17 protein-coding genes are annotated in these 20,431 nt (G+C 71.2%); 7 read left to right on the top strand and 10 right to left on the bottom strand.

Features of this window, described 5'->3' with window-relative positions; all coding sequences use genetic code 11:
- Positions 1-82 precede the first annotated feature (82 nt).
- From ACKTSN_RS15195 to ACKTSN_RS15185, 3 genes are all read left to right on the top strand, one after another.
- Entirely contained in the window at positions 83-931 is an 849-nt protein-coding gene (locus tag ACKTSN_RS15195; RefSeq protein WP_409469625.1) for a 3-hydroxyacyl-CoA dehydrogenase family protein, read from the top strand.
- A 155-nt stretch (positions 932-1,086) separates the two neighbouring features.
- Positions 1,087-1,410: an STAS domain-containing protein gene (locus tag ACKTSN_RS15190; RefSeq protein ID WP_409469624.1), complete on the top strand. Its 324-nt coding sequence runs from the start codon at positions 1,087-1,089 to the stop codon at positions 1,408-1,410.
- Between the two features lie 290 nt (positions 1,411-1,700).
- Positions 1,701-4,289: an ATP-binding protein gene (locus tag ACKTSN_RS15185; protein ID WP_409469623.1), complete on the top strand. Its 2,589-nt coding sequence runs from the start codon at positions 1,701-1,703 to the stop codon at positions 4,287-4,289.
- A gap of 68 nt (positions 4,290-4,357) precedes the next feature.
- On the opposite strand, the gene nucS is transcribed toward ACKTSN_RS15185, so the two are convergent.
- Positions 4,358-5,029, bottom strand: coding sequence for an endonuclease NucS (gene nucS, locus ACKTSN_RS15180; protein WP_385515234.1), 672 nt, complete (start codon positions 5,027-5,029; stop codon positions 4,358-4,360).
- A gap of 299 nt (positions 5,030-5,328) precedes the next feature.
- Here nucS and ACKTSN_RS15175 point away from each other — a divergent pair, with 299 nt between their 5' ends.
- Positions 5,329-5,721, top strand: coding sequence for an SCO5389 family protein (locus ACKTSN_RS15175; protein WP_030971516.1), 393 nt, complete (start codon positions 5,329-5,331; stop codon positions 5,719-5,721).
- An 84-nt stretch (positions 5,722-5,805) separates the two neighbouring features.
- Here ACKTSN_RS15175 and ACKTSN_RS15170 read toward each other — a convergent pair whose 3' ends face one another.
- Entirely contained in the window at positions 5,806-6,834 is a 1,029-nt protein-coding gene (locus ACKTSN_RS15170) for an LLM class flavin-dependent oxidoreductase (RefSeq protein WP_409469622.1), read from the bottom strand.
- A gap of 220 nt (positions 6,835-7,054) precedes the next feature.
- Here ACKTSN_RS15170 and ACKTSN_RS15165 point away from each other — a divergent pair, with 220 nt between their 5' ends.
- A complete protein-coding gene (locus ACKTSN_RS15165; protein ID WP_385515236.1) occupies positions 7,055-7,396 on the top strand; it encodes an ATP/GTP-binding protein in 342 nt (113 codons plus the stop codon).
- Positions 7,397-7,401: 5 nt separating this feature from the next.
- On the opposite strand, the gene ACKTSN_RS15160 is transcribed toward ACKTSN_RS15165, so the two are convergent.
- The 7 genes from ACKTSN_RS15160 to mce form a co-directional block, all read right to left on the bottom strand.
- A complete protein-coding gene (locus tag ACKTSN_RS15160) occupies positions 7,402-8,277 on the bottom strand; it encodes an ABC transporter permease subunit (protein ID WP_409469621.1) in 876 nt (291 codons plus the stop codon).
- Positions 8,274-9,566 carry an ABC transporter ATP-binding protein gene (locus tag ACKTSN_RS15155; protein WP_409469620.1) on the bottom strand — a complete coding sequence of 431 codons (1,293 nt, stop codon included), beginning with the start codon at positions 9,564-9,566 and terminating at the stop codon, positions 8,274-8,276. The genes ACKTSN_RS15160 and ACKTSN_RS15155 overlap by 4 nt, the downstream gene beginning before the upstream one ends.
- 114 nt (positions 9,567-9,680) lie before the next feature.
- A complete protein-coding gene (locus ACKTSN_RS15150; RefSeq protein ID WP_409474832.1) occupies positions 9,681-10,457 on the bottom strand; it encodes an ABC transporter permease in 777 nt (258 codons plus the stop codon).
- Entirely contained in the window at positions 10,454-11,401 is a 948-nt protein-coding gene (locus tag ACKTSN_RS15145; RefSeq protein WP_409469619.1) for an ABC transporter ATP-binding protein, read from the bottom strand. Before ACKTSN_RS15145 ends, ACKTSN_RS15150 begins: the two co-directional genes overlap by 4 nt.
- 85 nt (positions 11,402-11,486) lie before the next feature.
- A complete protein-coding gene (locus ACKTSN_RS15140; RefSeq protein WP_409469618.1) occupies positions 11,487-12,422 on the bottom strand; it encodes a cellulose-binding protein in 936 nt (311 codons plus the stop codon).
- A gap of 182 nt (positions 12,423-12,604) precedes the next feature.
- Positions 12,605-16,453 (bottom strand): polarized growth protein Scy, encoded by a 3,849-nt coding sequence (gene scy / locus ACKTSN_RS15135; protein ID WP_409469617.1) that lies wholly within the window; start codon positions 16,451-16,453, stop codon positions 12,605-12,607.
- 213 nt (positions 16,454-16,666) lie between these two features.
- Positions 16,667-17,107: a methylmalonyl-CoA epimerase gene (gene mce, locus ACKTSN_RS15130; protein WP_224740236.1), complete on the bottom strand. Its 441-nt coding sequence runs from the start codon at positions 17,105-17,107 to the stop codon at positions 16,667-16,669.
- A 150-nt stretch (positions 17,108-17,257) separates the two neighbouring features.
- Between mce and ACKTSN_RS15125 the strand changes: the two genes are divergently transcribed.
- Together ACKTSN_RS15125 and meaB are read left to right on the top strand one after the other, a co-directional pair.
- Positions 17,258-18,460, top strand: coding sequence for an acetyl-CoA C-acetyltransferase (locus ACKTSN_RS15125; RefSeq protein ID WP_224740235.1), 1,203 nt, complete (start codon positions 17,258-17,260; stop codon positions 18,458-18,460).
- 37 nt (positions 18,461-18,497) lie between these two features.
- Complete coding sequence (meaB, locus tag ACKTSN_RS15120; protein ID WP_409469616.1) at positions 18,498-19,457, top strand: methylmalonyl Co-A mutase-associated GTPase MeaB; 960 nt, start codon at positions 18,498-18,500, stop codon at positions 19,455-19,457.
- Positions 19,458-19,612: 155 nt separating this feature from the next.
- Here the strand turns inward: meaB and ACKTSN_RS15115 are convergent, their stop codons facing one another.
- A complete protein-coding gene (locus ACKTSN_RS15115; protein WP_409469615.1) occupies positions 19,613-20,368 on the bottom strand; it encodes a PepSY domain-containing protein in 756 nt (251 codons plus the stop codon).
- Between the last annotated feature and the right edge of the window lie 63 nt (positions 20,369-20,431).

Below are 20,431 nucleotides of genomic sequence, written 5' to 3'. Positions count from 1 at the left end.
GTCACACAGCCCCTCACGAGCGCTAGGGTCCGCCGGAGAGAACATACGTAAACAGCGAGTAAGCATCTCAGGGGAGTCGTCAGTGGCACGGAAGCTCGCCGTCATCGGGGCCGGTCTCATGGGTTCCGGCATCGCCCAGGTCTCCGCCCAGGCGGGCTGGGACGTCGTCCTGCGCGATGTCACCGACGAGGCGCTCAGGCGCGGCACCGACGGTATCAAGGCCTCGTACGACAAGTTCGTCGCCAAGGGCAAGTTGGAGGCGCACGACGCCGACGCCGCCCTCGCCCGTATCACCGTGACCACCGACCTGGACGCCGCCGCCGACGCGGACATCGTCGTCGAGGCCGTCTTCGAGAAGCTCGAAGTCAAGCACGAGATCTTCCGCGCGCTCGACAAGATCGTGCGCCCGGAGGCCGTACTCGCCTCCAACACCTCCGCCATCCCGATCACCAAGATCGCGGCCGCGACGGAGCACCCCGAGCGCGTCGTCGGCACCCACTTCTTCTCGCCGGTCCCGATGATGCAGCTGTGCGAACTCGTCCGGGGCTACAAGACCAGCGACGAGACCCTCGCCACCGCGCGGGAGTTCGCCGAGTCCGTCGGCAAGACCTGCATCGTCGTCAACCGCGACGTGGCCGGCTTCGTGACGACCCGGCTCATCTCCGCGCTCGTCGTCGAGGCGACCAAGCTGTACGAGTCGGGCGTCGCGACCGCCGAGGACATCGACCTCGCCTGCAAGCTCGGCTTCGGGCACGCCATGGGACCGCTGGCCACCGCGGATCTCACCGGCGTCGACATCCTGCTGCACGCCACCGGCAACATCTACACCGAGACCCAGGACGAGAAGTTCGCTCCGCCGGAGCTGATGCGCCGGATGGTTGACGCCGGTGACATCGGACGCAAGAGCGGGCAGGGCTTCTACAAGCACTGAAACCGCACACGCCTCGAGGCACATCACACCTCGGAGTGAATTCGGTATCGGTTCGCTTACGGACGGCAACCTCTGGCCGCTCAACACCGTCAGAGGTTGCATCACCGGCATCATCTTTCATCGCGGAGCACACGACGCACGCACGGGGAGCGCATATGCACATCAGGGGCGACCACGACGAGGTGGTCGTCGGGGGCCGTCTCGACGTCCGCAGCGCGGCGGACGCCCGTGCGGTGTTGCACTCGGCCGTCGACGACGGGGTCGGCGACCTCATCCTCGACCTGTCCGAGCTGGACTCCTGGGACGCCACCGGACTCGGGGTCATCATGGGCGCCCACCGGCGGGCCGGCCGCTGCGGCCGACGGCTGGTGCTGCGCGGTGTACCGCCGCAGATGCAGCGCCTGCTGGTGGCCACCCGGCTGCACCGGATCCTGGCGGTCGAGGGCGGCATCGGGCTGGAGTCGCTGCCCCGGGTGTGAAGCCCGGGTGTGAAGCCCGGGTGTGACGCCCGACGCGGGTGTGATCCGGCGGGACGGGCGAGACCCGGGCACCTCACGGCGAACCGCCCGACGCGCACAATCCTCACGAGACTGTGACGTCTCGGACCGGGCGGCACCCCGGACTGTCGTAGATACTGAGCGAAGGTTTAGGGTTCGGTCGCCCGCGTCTGTTCAACCCTCGAGCGGGCCCGGACCAGAAGCGACAGCGCGATGTGCGGCAAGGCCGGGAGGGGCTCGACGCACTCGACGCTTTTGGGGGGCTTGAACCTATGGACCCGAACAACCGGGGACCCGAGGACTACGGCCATGATGGTGACGGCAACTCGCCGCGCCAGCGCCCGCCGAGGGACTCCCTGACATCCGACTTCGGCCAGCACGCGCCCGCACTCGCCCGCACGGTGCAGCTGGTCTCCGGCGACTTCCTGCTCACCGTCAACCCTGTCGACGGCAGCGAGATCGAACTGTGCCCGCCGGGGGAGCGGCCCGGACGCCCGCAGAAGCTGACCGCGGCCCAACGCGCCGAGGTTGACCGCGCCGCCGCGCCACCCGTCCCGCCGGGGCCGGCCCGGCCCGGGCTGCCGCTCCTCGGCCGCCAGGACGAGCGCGAGCGCCTGGTGCGACTGCTCGCCCGCGGCCGCTCCGTGCGCCTGACCGGCCCGGGAGGCTCGGGCCGCACCCGCCTCCTCGACACGGTCGCCGAGGACTGCGCGGACCTCGCCCCCGACGGCGTGGTCCGGCTCACCGGCTTCCACCGCACCGCGAGCGACCTGCTGTACGAGCTCTTCTACGCCGTGTACAGCGCGCCCCTGCACCGGCCGGAACGGGACGAACTGCTCGAACACGTCCGGGAGATCGGCGCGATCGTCGTCCTCGACGACATCGAGTTCGGCGGCGCCGCGCTCGACGAACTGCTGGCCGCCACCCCGGAGTGCGCCTTCGTGATCGGCGCCACCCCGGATGTGCCCGCGCCGTCCGCCGACGCGGCGATCGAGGAGGTCTTCCTCGACGGTCTCGACCGCGCCGGCGGCCTGGATCTCCTCGAGCACGCCGTCGGCCGCTCCCTCACCGAGGACGAGGCCAACTGGGCCGGCGACCTCTGGTTCGAGTCCGAGGGCCTGCCGCTGCGGTTCGTGCAGGCCGGCGCCCTGCTGCGGCAGCGCGACCGGATGCGGGCGGGCGTGGACGCCTTCGACGAGTTCGGCGTCTTCCAGGAACTCCCGGCCGATGCGCCCTTCGACGCTGTCCCCGGAGCGTCCGCCGAAGTACCGCTGCCCTCGCTCGCGGAGGGAGCCGCGCCGGCCGCGCTGCTCGCCTCCCGGCTGAGCGCCTCCGCGCGCGCCACCCTGCGCATCGCCGTGGCGCTCGGCGGCGAGGTGCCGCACCAGGCGCACCTGCCCGCCCTGGTCGGCGACACCCACGCGGACGCCGCGCTGGGCGAGTTGCTCAGCTGCGCGCTGGTCTCACCCGTCGGCTCCCGCTACTGGCTCGCCGCCGGGGTGCAGACCCAGCTGGAGGCCGCCGGATACGCCGACGACCCGGCCAGTCACGTCCTGACCGCCGCCCGGCACTACGCCTGGTGGGCCGGACACCCCTCGGTCACTCCCGAGCGCGTGTGCGCCGAGGCGGACGCCCTGCTCACCGCCCTTGCCGCCCTCGTACCGGCCACGACGCCGCAGGGCGAGGGCGAGGAGAGCGCCGCCGTGCAGCTGGCCCGCACGGCGGCTCCCGCGTTCGCCGCCGGACTGCACTGGAGCGCCTGGGAACGGGCGCTGCGCTCCGGCGTGGAAGCCGCCCGGCTCGCCGGGGACGTCACCGAACAGGCCTACTTCCACCACGAGCTGGGCATCCTCGCGCTGTGCGAGGGCCGGCTGGACCGGGCCCGCGCCGAACTGGAGGCGTCTATCGGGCTGCGCGGCGCCGTCGCCGACAAGCGCGGCACCGTCGCCGGCCGCCGCGCCCTGGCCCTGGTCACCGACCGCGCGGGCACGACACCGGGTCCCGCGTCCCCGCCCGGCGCCTCGCCGGCGCTCGGTGCCATGCCCGTGCTCGGCTCCACCACCGGCGAGGAGGTGCCCGCCGCCCGCTACGAGGAGTCGGCGTCGCCGCCCGGCGGGGTCCCCGCGGCGCTTGTGGAATTCCCGCCCCTGCAGCGGCCCGACGACACGTCGACCCTCGTCACCCACCGCTCGACGCCCGGTACGACGCAGCACCGCGACCGGGGCGGCCTGCGCGGTCTGGCCAAGCGCAACCTCGTCGCGGCCGGCGCGGGTGCACTGCTGGTGGCGGTGCTCGGTACGGTCGTGACGCTCGGCGCCACCTCCAGCAACGACGCCGAGAACCCCTCCGAGCAGGTCGGCGTCAACCCGTCCGCCAGCCAGGGCGTCGGCGAGGAGGGCCTGGGCGCCGACAAGGCGGAGCAGGACGGCGACGGCGACACCGGCCCGGCGACGAGCCGACCGACGGATCCGGGACCGGACGGTACGTTCGGCACCGCGGACGATCCGACGCCGACGGCCACGGAGCCGGACGAGCCGTCCGACGACCCGAGCGGTACGCGGAATCCGGGCGGCGACTCCCCGACGAGCTCCAGCTCGCCGACCAAGTCCCCGACGAGGCCGCCGTCGTCGTCGAAGCCGCCCACCGAGACGTCTCCGACGCCGACCGAGACCGAACCGACCGGGACGCCCTCGGACACCCCGACCCCGACGGAGACGCCCACCGAGACCCCGACGGACACCCCGTCCACCTCGGACTCTGCCAGCGCGACATCCAGCGCCCCGGTGGAGACCAGCACCTCCGCCAGCGCCCCGGAGACAAGCGAGGCAGGCTCCCCGAGTACCTCTGAGTCGGTGATGTGAGGTCGGCCACACGCAAGGGCCGGGTCCGTTGTCCGGAACCCGGCCCTTGACCGTCCTACGACTGTCTCTCAGAAGAGCCGCAACTTGTCGTCCTCGATGCCCCGCAGCGCGTCGTAGTCGAGCACCTGGCAGCCGATGCCGCGGTCCGTGGCCAGGACGCGGGCCTGCGGTTTGATCTCCTGTGCGGCGAAGATGCCCCGCACCGGCGCCAGATGGGGATCGCGGTTCAACAGCTCCAGATAGCGCGTGAGTTGTTCCACGCCGTCGATCTCACCGCGTCGCTTGATCTCGACGGCGACGGTCTGTCCGTCGGCGTCCCGGCAGAGGATGTCGACCGGGCCGATGGCCGTCATGTACTCGCGGCGGATCAGCGTGTAGCCCTCGCCGAGCGTTTCGATGCGGTCGGCGAGCAGTTCCTGAAGGTGTGCTTCCACGCCGTCCTTGATCAGGCCGGGGTCCACGCCGAGTTCGTGCGTGGAGTCGTGGAGGACCTCCTCCATCGTGATGATGAGCTTCTCGCCCGCCTTGTTGATGACGGTCCAGACACCGGCCTCCTCGCCGGTCCCCTCCTTCAGCGTGCAGGGCGGCGACATCCAGTTCAGGGGCTTGTAGGCCCGGTCGTCCGCATGGATCGAGACGCTGCCGTCCGCCTTCACCAGGATGAGACGGGGGGCGGTGGGGAGGTGGGCGGTGAGCCGGCCGGCGTAGTCGACGGAGCAGCGGGCAATGACGAGACGCATGGTCGGCAACGCTACTCGACGGGCACCGGTGCACGCGATTCGCCCACCCGTCTCCCACCACCACCCTCAAACGAGGCCCTGACAGGCCGCCCGGTTTCTCCTGAAGTCACATGTTGTTTAGTGGCCGATTGTGTGCCTATTGGGATCGGCCTGTATTCGCATTCTTCTGGTGCCGTCACCGTCTGTTGCCTACCGTATTAAACGGGAGGTCGCGGTATGTGTACTCAGCGTGTTGACGATCGCGCACTCCCTCATCTGTCCGGCAACCCCTGCTGGTTGGGGGTGCGAGAGGAGAACCCATGTCGCTCGACGTCTCACCGGCCCTACTCGAACAGGCCGAGCGAGGCGAGGTCGACGAAGCTGACTTCGTCGACTGCGTCCGGACCTCCCTGCCCTACGCATGGGAGATGATCAGCTCCCTGGTGGCCCAGCTGAAGGTGGACGGCGGAGAGTTCGCCGACAACCAGACGCCCCCGCCGGACGAGCAGGCGCGCGGTCAGCTGCTGCGTGCGCTCGCGAGTGACGCCATACGCGGCGCGCTGCAGCGGCACTTCGGTGTGCGGCTGGCCTTCCAGAACTGCCACCGGGTGGCGGTGTTCCCGCTGGACGCCTCGGTGGACGAGAGGCTGGCCCGCTTCACCTCGGTCCGGGGCCAGCTGCTGAACCAGTCCCCGGAGCTGCGGGACTGCTGAGGCGCTGAACCGCTTGCTTGCCGCTCCGTACGCGGGAGGTGCGATCTGTACTGGAGCGGCAAGCCTCCCGCACTACGGGGCCGTTCACGTCAGCTGGGGGAGCACCTCGGCCCCCAGCCGCCGTACGTTCTCCTCCGTCGCCGCCAGGTCGCCGGAGCCCTCGACGAGCAGCGCGAAGCGGGAGACGCCGGTGCGCTCGCTGGTGGCGGCGAGCCGGTCGGCGCACAGCCGTGGGGTGCCCACCGGGTGCAGCCCGCAGAGCAGTTCGGTGTACGCCAGCGGATCGCGCATCCGGCGCTCGCGGCCGTCCACCATGACATGGGCGTCCAGGCCCTGCTTCAGCCAGCCCGGCATCGCCTTCAGCAGTGTCTCCGCCGCGTCGGTGCGCCGGTCCGCGATCTGGCAGACACCGGCCGACACATGACCCGCGCCGAGGACTTCGTCCGCCGGCCGCCCGGCGGCTCGCGCATGCTGCCGCCACAGGGCGATCATCTCGGCCTTTTCCTCGTCCCCCACGTGCATGCCGAGCAGCATCGGCAGCCCGCGCTCGGCCGCCATCCGCACACTCGCCGGGGACGTACAGGCGACGAGCATCTCCGGCCCCTCGGTCTCCGACAGGGACTCCGACGGCCTTGGTACGACGGGGACTTCACGGAAGGCGAAGCGGCCGCCGGGGCCCGCGACCGCCGGCTCGCGCAGCCAGCGCACCAGCAGATCGAGTGATTCCGGGTACTCCTTCTCGTACGCCTCCAGGCCCGTCCCGAACACCTCCAGGTCCACCCACGGCCCGCCGCGCCCCACACCCAGTGAGAAGCGTCCGCCACTTGTCACATGCAGCAGCGCGGCCTGCTCGCCGAGCGCCACGGGGTGGGTGGTGGGCAGCACACTGACCGCCGTACCGACCCGGATGCGGCGGGTGCGGCCGAGCAGTAACGCGGCCAGGGTGATCGCCGACGGGCACGTGCCGTACGGCACGAAGTGGTGCTCGGCCAGCCAGACCGAGTCGAGCCCCGCCTCCTCGGCCACCTCCGCCGAGCGGACCGCGCGGTGCAGCGCCTCCCCCTGGCCCTGACCCGGGAACTGGGCCGCCAACACGAAACTTCCTACGCGCATTGCTCTTCCTGCTTCCTTGGCTCCGACACGGAGCTCCCCCACTCGGCATAACCGTCTGACACGTGCCGAGGACACGGCCTGGCGAAGGGATTTGCGGATTGTCAGCAGAATCGGTGGTCGGAGAGGGGGACTTGTGGAGATCGCTGCTTTGCGCGTACCCCTGTCCGGCCCACGTAGGCTGGACACGACCCGTTACCTGTATAGCTCCGAGAGGTGTCCCGTGTCCCCGCGTCGCAACCGAGCCAAGGGCCCGAAGGGGGCCGCCGTGTCCGGCGGGAGCGCCGAGGATGACCGCCCGGGCCGCTACGGCGGCTGGCAGTCGGCGGAGGACTGGCAGGGCGAGACCTGGAGCGTGCGCCATGTGGCGGGGGCGAGCTCCGAGGGCAAGACGTACCGCTGCCCCGGCTGTGATCAGCTGATCCCCTCCGGTGTACCGCACGTCGTGGCCTGGCCCGAGCACGCGGGCGTCGACGACCGTCGGCACTGGCACAAGGCCTGCTGGAACGCACGGGACCGCCGCACCACGCGGGTGCAGCGGTCCCGTAACGCGCCGAAGTTCTAGCGGGGCTACACGTCCCGCTTCTGCAGCAGCGCGTAGGCGCCGACGAACGCGGCGGCCGTGACGCCGAGCATGATCCACAGCGGGTCCCAGCCGGACGGGCCCGACTCGGTGAGTGAGTTGGAGTAGAAGACGCTCAGCTGGTTCGGGATCGAGTACTCGAACAGCGCCGTTTGCACGTCCTCCAGCGAGGACGAGAACATGAAGATCGCGATGACCAGCGGGGCGAGCACCGCGCCGATCATGATCGTGATGGCGCCCGCCGAGTGCCGGACGATCGAGCCGACGACGAGCGAGAGCAGCCCGAGCAGCGCGATGTAGAGCGAGACACCGACCGTGCCCTTCAGCCACTCCTCCCCGGTCGGCTCCCGGGCGTCGCTCAACATGCCGACCTGCGCGAAGGCGACCAACCCGGCGGCGACCAGGGTGACCACGAAGGCGACCGTGAAGAACACGACCGACTTCGCCGCGAGCACCCGCCCGCGTGTGGGGCAGGCGGTCATGGTGGTCCGGATCATCCCGGTGCCGTACTCCGAGGCCGTCGTCAGCACGCCCAGCGTGATGATGCACATGCTGCCGAGCAGCAGCCCGAAGAAGCCGAGGGACAGCGGGTTCTCGTCGCCCAGCTCACCCTCCGCCCCGGAGTTCGCCACCAGCGCGCCGGCCGACAGCCCGATGCCGACGACGAGCAGGACGAACACGCCCAGCGTCCACATCGTGGAGCGCACCGACCTGATCTTCGTCCACTCCGAGGCGAGGGCATGCCCGAGGTGCGTGCGGACGACCGGGATCGGCGAGGTGTAGGTGGGGTTGGGGTACGACGGGCCGGGCGCCGCCTGCCATGCGGGTGCGGCCTGCGGCATCGGGGGCTGGGGCGTGCTCATCGGACGTCCTCGGGCTTGGTCGGGTCGGCAGGGGCGGAGGCGGGCTGCGCGGGGGTGGCGGGCGCGGACTGGGCGGCGACCGGAGCCTGGCCCGGCGCCGGCGGCGCGGACGCCTGCGGAGCCCGGGGCGCCTCAGGGGCCGTCTGCGGCGCCGGCTGCGCGTACGGGTTGGCCGGGCCCGTGCCGGGCGCGGCAGGCGCGCCGTACGGCCCCGACGGCACCGCTCCCGGCTGCCCCTGCGGCATCGCGAACGGCTGCCCGCCCTGCTGGGGCGGCGGCGGGGCGTACCAGCCCGGCTGGCCCTGCCCCGGTACCGGCATCGGCGGCTGTACGCCCGGCGGCAGCGGCTGCTGCAGCCCGGCCTTCTGGTCGATCGTGGAGCGGTAGTCGACGGCCCCCTGCGTCATCCGCATGTACGCCTCCTCCAGCGAGGCCTGGTGCGGCGACAGCTCCCACAGCCGTACGTCCGTGTCGTGCGCGATGTCGCTGATGCGGGGCAGCGGCAGCCCGGTCACCCGCAGCGCGCCGTCCTGCTCGGGCAGGACGTGCGCGCCCGCCTCGGTCAGCGCGACCGTCAGCTTCTCGCGCAGCTGCGGCTCGGTGTCGGGCGTCCGTACGCGTGCGAAGCCGGCCGAGTTCGCCGCGATGAAGTCCTGCACACTGCCGTCGGCGAGCAGCTGCCCCCGCCCGATGACGATCAGGTGGTCGGCGGTCAGCGCCATCTCGCTCATCAGGTGCGACGAGACGAAGACGGTACGGCCCTCCGCGGCCAGCGACTTCATCAGGTTCCGCACCCAGAGGATGCCCTCCGGGTCGAGGCCGTTGATCGGCTCGTCGAACAGCAGCACCTGGGGATCGCCGAGCAGCGCGGCCGCGATGCCGAGCCGCTGGCCCATGCCCAGGGAGAAGCCCTTGGATCGCCGCCTGGCCACGTCCTGCAGGCCCACCACGCCGAGCACCTCGTCCACTCGGCGGGCCGGGATGCCGGACAGCTGGGCCAGCGACAGCAGATGGTTGCGGGCCGAGCGGCCGCCGTGCACCGCCTTGGCGTCCAGCAGGGCGCCGACCTGGCGGGGCGCGTTCGGCAGCTTGGCGTAGGGGTAGCCGCCGATGGTCACATGCCCGGAGGTGGGGTTGTCCAGCCCGACGATCATCCGCATCGTCGTCGACTTGCCCGAGCCGTTGGGCCCGAGGAAGCCGGTGACGGCACCGGGCCGCACCTGGAAGGAAAGATTGTGCACAGCGGTCTTGTCGCCGTAGCGCTTGGTCAGGCCGACTGCCTCGATCATGCTCCGCACCCATCGAAAGGTTCAGGACAGCGGGGCACACGCCCCCCGTAAGGGTTAGGAGGATATCGAGTCGCTGACGGTTCCCTCCAAGAGCGGGTAAAAAACCTTCCACGATTACGCGTCCCGCTTCTTCAGCAGCACGTAACCCCCGACGAGCGCCGCCAGCACCCACAGCACCATGATCCCGAGCCCGCCCCAGGGGCCGTACGGAGCGTCGTCGTCGACCGGGACGACCACCTGCATGATCTTGCTGCCGGCCTGGTCGGGCAGGAACTGGCCGATCTTCTTGGTGGCCGAGACATTGCCCAGGATGTTGGAGATCAGGAAGAAGAACGGCATCAGAATGCCCAGCGACAGCATCGGCGAGCGCAGCATCGCGGCGACGCCCATCGAGAACATCGCGATGAGGGTCATGTAGACGCCGCCGCCGATCACCGCGCGCAGCACACCCGGATCGCCGATCCGGGCGCTCAGGTCGCCGAGCATCGCCTGCCCGAGGAAGAAGGCCACGAAGCTGGTGGCCATGCCGACGACCAGGGCGAGCAGGATGGCGACCGCAAGCTTGCTGAACAGGAACGTGCCGCGCTGCGGTACGGCCGCCAACGATGTGCGGATCATGCCGGTGCTGTACTCGTTGGAGACCACGAGCACCCCGAACACGATCAGCGCGAGCTGACCGAGGCTCATCCCGGCGAAGCTGATGAACGTAGGGTCGAAGGAGAGCCTGTCCCGCGCGTTCATGTTCTCGAACTCGCTCTTCGACAGTGCTGAGATCAGCATGCCGAGGGCGATGGTGACCACCACGGCGAGGGACAGCGTCCACACCGTGGACGCGACAGAGCGGATCTTCGTCCACTCGGACCGGATGACCTGGGTCGCCGCCATGCTCAGCCCTTCCTCCAGGTTTCGCCCCACTGCTGCGCAGGCGTGTCGGAATGCGCGTGGTACTCCACGGACTCCGCGGTCAACCGCATGAACGCCTCCTCCAGGGAGGCCTGCTGCGGGCTCAGCTCATGCAGCACGATCTGGTGCTGCGCGGCCAGCTCACCGATCCGCTCGGGCTTGCCGCCGTCCACCTCGAGCGTCCCGCTGCCGGTCTCGACGACCGTGATACCGGCCCCGTGCAGCACATCGAGCAGCCGCTCGCGCTGCGGGGTGCGGATCCGGACGTAACTGCGTGAGTTCCGTGCGATGAAGTCGGCCATGGAGGTGTCGGCGAGCAGTCGGCCCTGGCCGATGACGACGATGTGGTCGGCGGTCAGCGCCATCTCGCTCATCAGATGGGAGGAGACGAAGACGGTACGGCCCTGCGCGGCCAGCGATTTCATCAGGTTGCGGATCCAGTGGATGCCCTCGGGGTCCAGCCCGTTCACCGGCTCGTCGAACATCAGGATCCGTGGATCGCCGAGCAGCGCGCCCGCGATGCCCAGCCGCTGCCCCATGCCGAGCGAGAAGCCCTTGGCCTTCTTCCGCGCGACCGCCGTGAGGCCCACCGTGTCGAGCACCTCGTGCACCCGGCTCTTCGGGATGCCGTTGCTCTGCGCCAGGCACAGCAGGTGGTTGAAGGCGCTGCGCCCGCCGTGCACGGCCTTGGCGTCGAGCAGGGCGCCGATGTACTTCAGCGGGTCCTTGAGCTGGTCGTAGTGCTTGCCGTCGATGCGGACGTCCCCGGCGGTGGGCCGGTCCAGGCCGAGCATCATCCGCATCGTCGTGGACTTGCCGGCGCCGTTGGGGCCGAGGAAGCCCGTGACGATGCCCGGTCTGACGGTGAACGTCAGATGGTTGACCGCCACCTTCTCGCCGTACCGTTTCGTCAGCCCCTCGAGCTCGATCATGCGGCAACGCTAAAACGGTACAAAGCCCCCTGCCACCGGAGTGGCAGGGGGCTTCGCAGATGTTCAGACGGCGTATTCCGACTGGTTACCGGGTCTGCTGCGCCGGAACCCCGCGGGAGATCGGCTCGTCCTCGGCCGGCGTACCGGCCGCTGCCACCGCGGCGCCCGTGAGGGTCGCCAGCATCTCGCGCACATTGGTCAGCTGCGCGTTGATGGAGTCGCGGCGGTTGGTGAGGGCGGCCAGCTCGCGCTCGGATTCCGAACGGATCCGGTCGGCCTTGGCGTTGGCGTCGGCCACGATGTCCTCGGCCTGGCGCTGGGCCGTCTCCACCGTCTGGCGGGCGCGGCGCTCGGCGTCCGTGCGCAGCTTCTCGGCCTCCAGGCGCAGCTGCTCGGCCCGGTGCTCGATCTCGGCGAGGCGCTTCTCGGCCTTGGCCTGACGGGACGCCAGGTCGCGCTCGGACTGGTCGCGGCGCTTGGCGAGGTTCGTCTCGAAGTCGGCGGCGGCCTGCGCGGCCTTGGCGCGGGTCTCCTCGAAGAGCGCGTCGGCCTCCTCCCGCTTGGACTGCGCGTCCTTCTGCGCCTCGGCACGCAGCTGGGAGGCGTCACTCTTGGCCTTCTCGACGATCCGGACGCCCTCGTCCTCGGCCTTGGCCTTGCGTTCCGCCGCGAACGCCTCGGCGTCGTTGCGCACCTGCTGGGCCGCCGACTCGGCGAGCTCACGATGCTGCTCGGCCGCGCGACGGGCCTCCTCGCGCAGGTCCTTGGCCTCCTCCTCGGCGAGGCGGAGGATCTTCTCGACACGCGCGCCGAGACCGGCGTACGACGGTTCGGCGTCGTTCACCTGGGCCTGGGCGTTCTGCGTTTCGAGGTGGAGCTCCTCGATGCGCTTTTCCAGAGCGGTGATGCGGGCGAGAGCGCTGTCACGGTCGGAGACGAGCTTGGAGATACGTTCGTCCACCTGAGCGCGGTCGTACCCACGCCGCACAAGCTCGAAGCCGTAGGGGGAAGTGTCGCTCATGGGGTTCCTGTCGAATGAGACCGGTGAGGTGATAGGTGGAATCCTAGGGGCCAAGGCGGCGTGTCATCGAGCGGATGCGTGTTTGATCAGGAGAATGACACCTCTTTTGAGTGGCTGACCGTCGGAACGCTTGCCAAAGACTTGGTCAAAAGGACAGAACACCCCTCGAACGGACCACCTGACTACCCGTCCGACGACTTGCCGCCCGACCGCTGTGCGCCCACCGCGGCGCCCGCCTTGACTCCGCCGTCCTTGCCGGATGACGGGGCCTCAAAAGACTCCAACGCTTCCAGCACGTCCTGGACACGGGAGATCTCCGCGTTGATGTCCTCGCGGCGCCGCACCAGGATCTCGAGCTCGCGCTTGCCCTCCTCGACCGTGCGCTGGGCCTCGCGGACCGCCTCGGCCTTGATTTCCTCGGCCTCCTTGACGAGCGCCGACTTCTTCTGCTCGGCCTCCTTCAGAAGTCCCTCGGCCTTCTTCACGGCGGCGATCCGCACCTTGCCGGCCTCGGAGTTGGCCTCCGACACCAACTCCTTGGCCTTCGCCTGGGCCTTGGTGAGCTGCTCCTCGGCGGCCTTGATGAGCGCGTCACAGCGGTCACCGGTCGACTTCATCGTCTCGGCGGCCTCACGGCGGGCCCGCTCGTGCAGCTCCTCGATCTCGGCCGTGATCCGCTCGCGCAGCTCCTCCGCCCGCTCCCGGATCGCGGTCGCGTCCCGGCGCGCGCCGACCAGCAGTTCGTCCGCATCCGTACGGGCCTTCTCCACCCGGGAGTTGCCCTCGACCGTCGCCTCGGAAACCAGCCGGTCGGCCTCCTTGCGGGCCGCGCCCACCATGGTGTCGGCCTGAGCCTCGGCGTCCGCGGTGGTCTTGAGCGCCTGCTGCTGGGCCTCGGTGAGCAGCTTGTCCGCCTCCGCCGTGGTCTCCGTGATGAGCTTGTCGACCTGCTCGGCCGCCTCGGAGCGCCGCTTGTTCGCCTCCTTGCGGGCCTCGTCGAGGGTCCGCTCGGCCTCCTCGCGCGCCGCCGCCGTCAGCCGCTCCGCCTCCGCTGCCGCATCGGCCCGGACCCGCTCCGACTCCGCCCGGATCCGCTCGGCGTGCTGCCGCGCCGACCCGACCGTCTCGGCGGCCTCCGCGCGCAGCCGCTCCGCGTCCCCGCTGGCATCCCCGATCAGCTGCTCGGCCCTGGCGACCGACTCGGCCCGCACCCGCTCGGTCTCCGCGGCCGTCTCCGAGGTGAGCCGCTCCGCCTCGGAGCGCGCCTCGGTGATGAGCGTGTCCGCCTGCGTCGCCGCGTCCGAACGGATCCGGTTGGCGTCCTTGCGGGCGTCCGCGCGGGTGCGCGACGCGTCCTGCTCGGCCTGCGCGATGGTGTCCGAGGCCTCCGTACGCACCCGCTGGGCGTGCTCGGCCGCCTCGGAGCGCATCCGCTCGGATTCTGCGATCGCCTCCGCCATGGTGCGCTCGGCGAGCGCCCTGGCGGCCTCCGTCTCCTCGTTCGCCTCGCGCCGCGCACGGTTTGCGTCGTCGGTGGCCCGTTCCCGCTCGGCGTAGGCGTCGGCGCGGACCCGGTCCGCCTCCTCCTGCGCCTCGCGCCGGGTACGGTCCGCCGCGTGCTCGGCGGCGGACCGCAGGCCCTGGATCTCCTCCTGCGCCTGCTCGTGCAGCCCGGCGACGGAGTCCCGGACCTGCTGGGCGTGCTGCTCGGCGGCCGAGACCATTTCGGTGGCGCGCCGGTCGGCCTCCTCGACCAGGCGCAGGGCCTCGGTCTGCGCCTCCTCCACGCGGGCCCGCGCCACGGCCAGCAGTTCCTCGCTCTGCTCCCGGGCCCGCTCGCGCTCCTGGTCGGCCTCCTGGCGGGCCGAACCGAGGAACTCCTCGGCCTCGCGGCGGCGCCGGGCGGCCTCCTCCTGCGCGGCGGCCAGCGTCTCGGACGCCTCCTGCGCCAGCCGCTCGGCCGCGGCCTGCGCCTCGGCCCGTACCCGGTCGGCGGTGTCCTGCGCCTCCGACTTCAGCCGCTCGGCCTCCGCCGCCGCCTCCGACCGCAGGCGTACGGCGACGGCCTCGCCCTCCGCGCGGGAGGCGGACGCGTCCGACGCGGCCTCGTCGCGCAGCCGTTCGGCCTCCGCCTCGGCCTGCGCCTGGAGCGTGCGGATCCGCTCGGCCGCCTCGGCGCGCAGCCGCTCGGTCTCCTCGGCGGCCTCGCGGCGGAGCCGCTCGGCCTCCTCACGGGCGTCGGTCAGCGCCTGCTCGGCGGCGGCGAGCCGCTGCTCGGCCTCGGTGTGCAGCCGGGTCAGCTCGTCGGCGGCCTGAGCACGGCGGGCCTCCACGGCACGCTCGGTCTCCTCGTGCAGCTCCCGTGCGGCGCGCTCGGCGTCGGCCTTGATGCCCTCGGCCTGCTCGACGACCTCCTCGCGGTGCCGCTCGGCCTCCTGGCGGGTGCGCTGGAGGGTCTCCTCGGCCTGCCGACGCAGCGTCGTCGCCCGCTCGATGGCCTCCGTACGGACCTTCTCGCTGTCCGTCGTGGCCTTCTGCCGCAGCTCGTCCGCGTCCGCCTTGGCCTTGGCCAGCAGCTCCTCGGCGGTCTTGGCCGCCTCCTCGATCTGCTGGACGGCCTCCTTGCGGGCCTCGGCGCGGATCTTCTCGCCCTCGGCGACCGCGTCGGCCCGCAGCTGCTCGGCCTCGCCGCGCAGTCGGCGCGCCTCCTCCTGCAGCTCGACCGTCTTGGCGCGGTACTCCTTGGTGTCGTCCTTCGCCGCGCCCTTGAGCTGCTCGGCGATGTCGTGCGCCTCGGCCCGCAGCCGGTCCGCCTCGGCCTCGGCCTCCCGGCGGATCCGCTCGGCCTCCTCGGCGGCGGCCTTGGTGGTGTTCTTGGCGTCCTCCGACGCCTTGTTGAGCACGTCCTCGGCGGTCCTGGCCGCCTTGGACAGCTGGCCGGCGGTCTCCTCCGCGGCGATCGTACGGGCCTTCTCGGCGGCCTCCGCGACGATCTTCTCGGCCTCGGCGCGGGCGTCCGCGACGACCTGCTCGGCCTCCGCCTTGGTGGTTTCGGCCTCCTTGGTGGCCTCGCTGACCAGCCGGGCGACCTGCTCCTTCGCCGTCCGGGTGCGGGTCTCGTTCGCCGCCTCGGCGCCGGCCAGCGCCTTGGCCGCGGCCTCCTTGGCCTCGGTGACGAGCTTCTCCGCCTCGGACTGCGCCTTGCGCAGCGCCTCCTCGGCCTCCGCCATGCGCTGCTCGGCGGCCCGGCTCAGCTCGGCGGCCTGGCGGCGCGCGGCGTCGGACTCGGTGACGGTGGAGCTGCGCAGCTGCTCGGCGTGGTCGGTGGCCTCCTGCGCCTGCGTGGAGGCGGCGTTCAGCAGCCGCTCGGCATCCGTACGAGCCCGGCGCAGCAGCTGCTCCGCCTCCGCGCGGGCCGACTCGGCCTCGCTCTGCAGCCGCTGCCGTGCCTCAGTGACCAGCCGCTCGGCCTCCGCGCGGGCGGCCGTCATGGCCTGCGCGGCCTCGGCGCGGGACTCCTCCAGCAGGCGACGGGCCTGCTGCTCGGTGCGGGCGCGCAGCTGCTCGGCCCAGGCCACGTTCTCGTTGACGTGCGACTCGACGTTCTGCCGGCGCTCCGCGAGCTCCTGGTCCAGCTGCTGACGGCGGGCCACCGCCTCGGCGTGCAGCTCGGCCTGCAACCGGGCTGCCTGCTCGGCGTGCTCCTGGAGGATGCGCTGGGTCTGCGCCCGGGCCTGGCTCAGCTCGCGCTCGGCGTCGGCACGGATCTGGTCGGCCTGCATCTGGGCGTTGCGCAGCAACTGTTCGGCCTGATAGCCGATGTCGGCGCTGTCATAGGCAGGCCGGGTCATGAGCGTGCGCCGCGCCTCGTGCAGCTTGGCGCGCAGTACCTCGACCTGGTAGCCGAGGTCCTCGGCGTGCTGGATCACCTTTTCCCGTTCGGTCTTCAGCCGTTTCATCTCGGCTTCGAACCGAGTGAGGTGGTCGACGTCAGCCGCCGGCTCTCGCTCCTGGCTCTCGTAGCCCCGCACTGCGCGGTCCCATCCGTCCCCTGGTCGCAAGTCTCTCCAAACGAGCTCCGTCCATCCGCCGAACGGGGCCCCCGGGGAATGGTGTCAGATCAACGACGGAGCATGGGCTGCTGCCCCGACGCTCGTCCCCCGAAACCCGGACCCCGGACATGGCGGTCACCCTGGACAGAGCGGCGACCGCCCCCCAACCCTACCGGCCCATATGTACGAGGGTCAGTGCTCAGGTGACTCAACAGGCGCCGAAGTGACCAGTTCTGTCAGTACGCCATGACAGTCCTTGGGGTGCAGGAAGGTGATCCGTGACCCCATGGAGCCGCGCCGCGGCTCCTCGTACAGAACGCGTACGCCCTTGTCGCGAATGTCCGCGGCCTCGCCGTCGACGTCTGCCGTACCGAAGGCGATGTGGTGGACACCCTCGCCGTTCTTGGCGAGCCACTTCGCGACGGTGGAGTCCTCCCGGGTCGGTTCCAGGAGCTGCAGGTACGAAGCGCCGCCGTCGGACGTATCGTTGATCTTGAGCATGGCCTCGCGCACGCCCTGCTCCTCGTTGACCTCGGTGTGGAACACCTCGAAGCCGTAGGTGGCCCGGTAGAACTCGACGGTCGCGTCGAGGTCGTGGCAGGCAATCCCGATGTGGTCGATTCGCGTCAGCATGGAATCAGTGCAGCGCTCCGGAGGTGGTTACGCAACGTGCGCGCGATCACACCGACAGCCCGATGACGGGGTGGACTACCGCTCAGTACATTCGAAGTAAACCCTCGTTCACTCCTCGGCCCGTGCAGGCCGGTAAGGGGATCGCAGCTCATGACTGGAACGAACAGCACGACCTCGGTGATCGTCGCGGGCGCGCGGACGCCCATGGGGCGGTTGCTCGGCTCGCTGAAGACCTTCTCCGGAGCCGACCTCGGCGGCTTCGCGATCAAGGCCGCCCTCGACCGTGCGGGGATCGGTGGCGACCAGGTGCAGTACGTGATCATGGGCCAGGTGCTCCAGGCCGGGGCGGGGCAGATCCCGGCCCGCCAGGCCGCCGTCAAGGCCGGTATCCCGATGAACGTCCCGGCGCTCACCGTCAACAAGGTGTGTCTGTCCGGCCTCGACGCCATCGCGCTCGCCGACCAGCTGATCCGCGCCGGCGAGTTCGACGTGATCGTCGCCGGCGGCCAGGAGTCCATGACCAACGCCCCCCACCTGCTGCCGAAGTCCCGCGAGGGCTTCAAGTACGGCGCGGTGGAGATGCTCGACGCCATGGCGTACGACGGCCTGACCGACGCCTTCGAGGGCATCGCCATGGGCGAGTCGACCGAGAAGCACAACACGCGCCTCGGCATCGCCCGCCCCGAGCAGGACGAGATCGCCGCCCTGTCCCACCAGCGCGCGGCCGCCGCCCAGAAGAACGGCATCTTCGAGGCCGAGATCACCCCGGTGGAGATCCCGCAGCGCAAGGGCGAGCCCGTCGTCTTCAGCAAGGACGAGGGCATCCGCGCGGAGACGACAGCGGAGTCGCTGGCGAAGCTGCGTCCGGCGTTCTCGAAGGACGGCACGATCACGGCCGGTTCCAGCTCCCAGATCTCGGACGGTGCGGCGGCCGTGGTCGTGATGAGCAAGGCCAAGGCGCAGGAGCTCGGCCTGGAGTGGATCGCGGAGATCGGCGCGCACGGCAACGTGGCCGGTCCGGACAACAGCCTCCAGTCCCAGCCCTCCAACGCCATCCTCCACGCCCTGAAGAAGGAAGGCCTGGAGGTCTCCGACCTGGACCTGATCGAGATCAACGAGGCCTTCGCCGCCGTCGCCGTGCAGTCAATGAAGGACCTCGGGGTATCCACCGAAAAGGTGAATGTCAACGGCGGCGCCATTGCCCTGGGTCACCCGATCGGGATGTCCGGTGCCCGTCTCGTCCTGCACCTGGCGCTGGAGCTGAAGCGGCGCGGCGGCGGGGTCGGTGCGGCCGCCCTGTGCGGTGGCGGCGGTCAGGGTGACGCGCTGATCGTGCGGGTACCGAAGGCCTGAGCGGTTTGTCGCCGACTGTCTCGTGAACGGAGCTGTGATGCAGGACGTCTCCACACTGGTGGCCCAGGCCAGGGAAGGCCGGCCGCGGGCCGTGGCCCGGCTGATCTCCCTGGTGGAGGGGGCGTCCCCGCAGCTCAGGGAGGTCATGGCGGCACTGGCCCCGCTGACCGGCAACGCATACGTCGTCGGTCTCACGGGCTCGCCGGGAGTCGGCAAGTCGACCTCCACGTCGGCCCTCGTCACCGCCTACCGCAAGCAGGGCAAGCGGGTCGGCGTCCTGGCCGTCGACCCGTCGTCCCCCTTCTCCGGGGGCGCGCTGCTGGGCGACCGCGTCCGCATGTCGGAGCACGCCTCCGACCCCGGCGTCTACATCCGCTCGATGGCCACCCGCGGCCACCTGGGCGGCCTCGCCTGGGCCGCGCCACAGGCGATCCGCGTCCTGGACGCGGCGGGCTGCGACGTGATCCTGGTCGAGACGGTCGGCGTGGGCCAGTCGGAGGTCGAGATCGCCTCCCAGGCCGACACCTCCGTCGTCCTCCTGGCCCCCGGCATGGGCGACGGCATCCAGGCGGCGAAGGCCGGAATCCTGGAGATCGGCGACGTGTACGTCGTCAACAAGGCCGACCGCGACGGCGCGGACGCCACCGCCCGGGAACTGAACCACATGCTCGGCCTCGGTGAGTCCCGTGGCCCCGGCGACTGGCGGCCCCCGATCGTCAAGACGGTCGCCGCCCGCGCCGAAGGCATCGACGAGGTCGTCGAGGCCCTGGAGAAGCACCGCGCATGGATGGAGGAGCGAGGCGTCCTGGCCGAACGCCGCCTGGCCCGCGCCGCACGCGAGGTGGAGACCATCGCCGTCACAGCCCTCCGCGAACGCATCGGTGACCTCCACGGCGACCACCGCCTGAGCACACTGGCGGAACGGATCGTCGCCGGCGAGCTGGACCCGTACGGGGCGGCGGACGAACTGGTGAGGGGCCTGACGACCGGTACGTAAATCTAGCCCGTCCGGGGGTGCCCCCTCTGGGGGAGTTTGAGGAAGAGGCCCTTCGGGCCGAAGCGGGGGTATGGGGGCGCAGCCCCCAGGGACGGGAAGGGTAGGGGCGGCGGGGGCGAAGAAACCTCCGGAGCCGCCCCGCCCCCCCACGCCCGTCAGCCGTCGTCGCGGTCGTCACCCTGACCGCCGTCATCGTCGCGCTCGTCGTCCTCCTGGCCCCGGTCGTGACCGGAACGCTCGTCACGGTCGTCCCCGGCCCGATCGTCCCCAACCCGGTCGTCCCCGTCCCCCCGATCCGCCGTAACCACCCCGGTCTTCAGGTCGACGTTCCAGTCCCGCTCCTTACCGGAGGAGTCGGTGACCTCCACGTCCCAGCTCACCCCCCGGTCGTCGTCCAGGTCGACAGACGTGACGACCCCCTTCGCGGAGGCCGCCTCGGCAGCTTCCGCGGCGGTGACGGCAGCCCCCCTGACGGTGGCGCGGTCGTCGTCATCCTCATCGTCGTCCTCGGTGTGGTTGCCAAGCACCCGCCCCGTCGACGCATCGACGCTCACGCTGTACGAGCCGGCCCCCCGCCCCAGCACCTCGACCTCCCAGGCAAGCCGGCCGTCGTCGTCATCGTCGCCGTCCTCCCCGTCGAGGTCGACGGACACGACCGTCCCCGGCGCCGCCTTCAGCGCGGCCTCGATCGCCTGCACCGCGGTGACCGTGCCACCACCCGGCATCGCGTCGTCGTCCTGCCCGTCGTCACCCGCGTCGCTGCTCGGGCCGTCCACCGTGACCGAGGCCGGAGCCGACGGCGTGGCCGACACGTCGGCGCCGCCCCCACCGCCTCCCGCGAAGGCCAGTGCGGAGCCACCGCCGATCACGGCGGCCGCGGTGACGGCGGCGATGACGAGGTTGCGCTTCATGGTGTTCCTCCCCCAATTGGGCTTGCGTTCTTCCGACATGGACCAACCTGCGCCACGGAAGCT

Source organism: Streptomyces flavusporus (assembly GCF_046267975.1).
Classification (GTDB): Bacteria; Actinomycetota; Actinomycetes; order Streptomycetales; family Streptomycetaceae; genus Streptomyces; species Streptomyces flavusporus.
The sequence above is the reverse complement of the archived record's forward strand: the minus strand, read 5'-3'. Positions and strand labels throughout refer to the sequence as shown.

Excerpts from the sequence above, each read along its gene's own strand:
- ACKTSN_RS15170 (WP_409469622.1), bottom strand. The coding sequence starts at position 6,834 with ATGCGCGTAGGAAGTTTCGTGTTGGCGGCCCAGTTCCCGGGTCAGGGC.
- nucS (WP_385515234.1), bottom strand. The coding sequence starts at position 5,029 with ATGCGTCTCGTCATTGCCCGCTGCTCCGTCGACTACGCCGGCCGGCTC.
- ACKTSN_RS15185 (WP_409469623.1), top strand. The coding sequence starts at position 1,701 with ATGGACCCGAACAACCGGGGACCCGAGGACTACGGCCATGATGGTGAC.
- ACKTSN_RS15175 (WP_030971516.1), top strand. The coding sequence starts at position 5,329 with ATGTCGCTCGACGTCTCACCGGCCCTACTCGAACAGGCCGAGCGAGGC.
- ACKTSN_RS15190 (WP_409469624.1), top strand. The coding sequence starts at position 1,087 with ATGCACATCAGGGGCGACCACGACGAGGTGGTCGTCGGGGGCCGTCTC.
- ACKTSN_RS15115 (WP_409469615.1), bottom strand. The coding sequence starts at position 20,368 with ATGAAGCGCAACCTCGTCATCGCCGCCGTCACCGCGGCCGCCGTGATC.
- ACKTSN_RS15125 (WP_224740235.1), top strand. The coding sequence starts at position 17,258 with ATGACTGGAACGAACAGCACGACCTCGGTGATCGTCGCGGGCGCGCGG.
- mce (WP_224740236.1), bottom strand. The coding sequence starts at position 17,107 with ATGCTGACGCGAATCGACCACATCGGGATTGCCTGCCACGACCTCGAC.
- ACKTSN_RS15155 (WP_409469620.1), bottom strand. The coding sequence starts at position 9,566 with ATGATCGAGGCAGTCGGCCTGACCAAGCGCTACGGCGACAAGACCGCT.
- ACKTSN_RS15145 (WP_409469619.1), bottom strand. The coding sequence starts at position 11,401 with ATGATCGAGCTCGAGGGGCTGACGAAACGGTACGGCGAGAAGGTGGCG.
- ACKTSN_RS15160 (WP_409469621.1), bottom strand. The coding sequence starts at position 8,277 with ATGAGCACGCCCCAGCCCCCGATGCCGCAGGCCGCACCCGCATGGCAG.
- ACKTSN_RS15140 (WP_409469618.1), bottom strand. The coding sequence starts at position 12,422 with ATGAGCGACACTTCCCCCTACGGCTTCGAGCTTGTGCGGCGTGGGTAC.
- meaB (WP_409469616.1), top strand. The coding sequence starts at position 18,498 with ATGCAGGACGTCTCCACACTGGTGGCCCAGGCCAGGGAAGGCCGGCCG.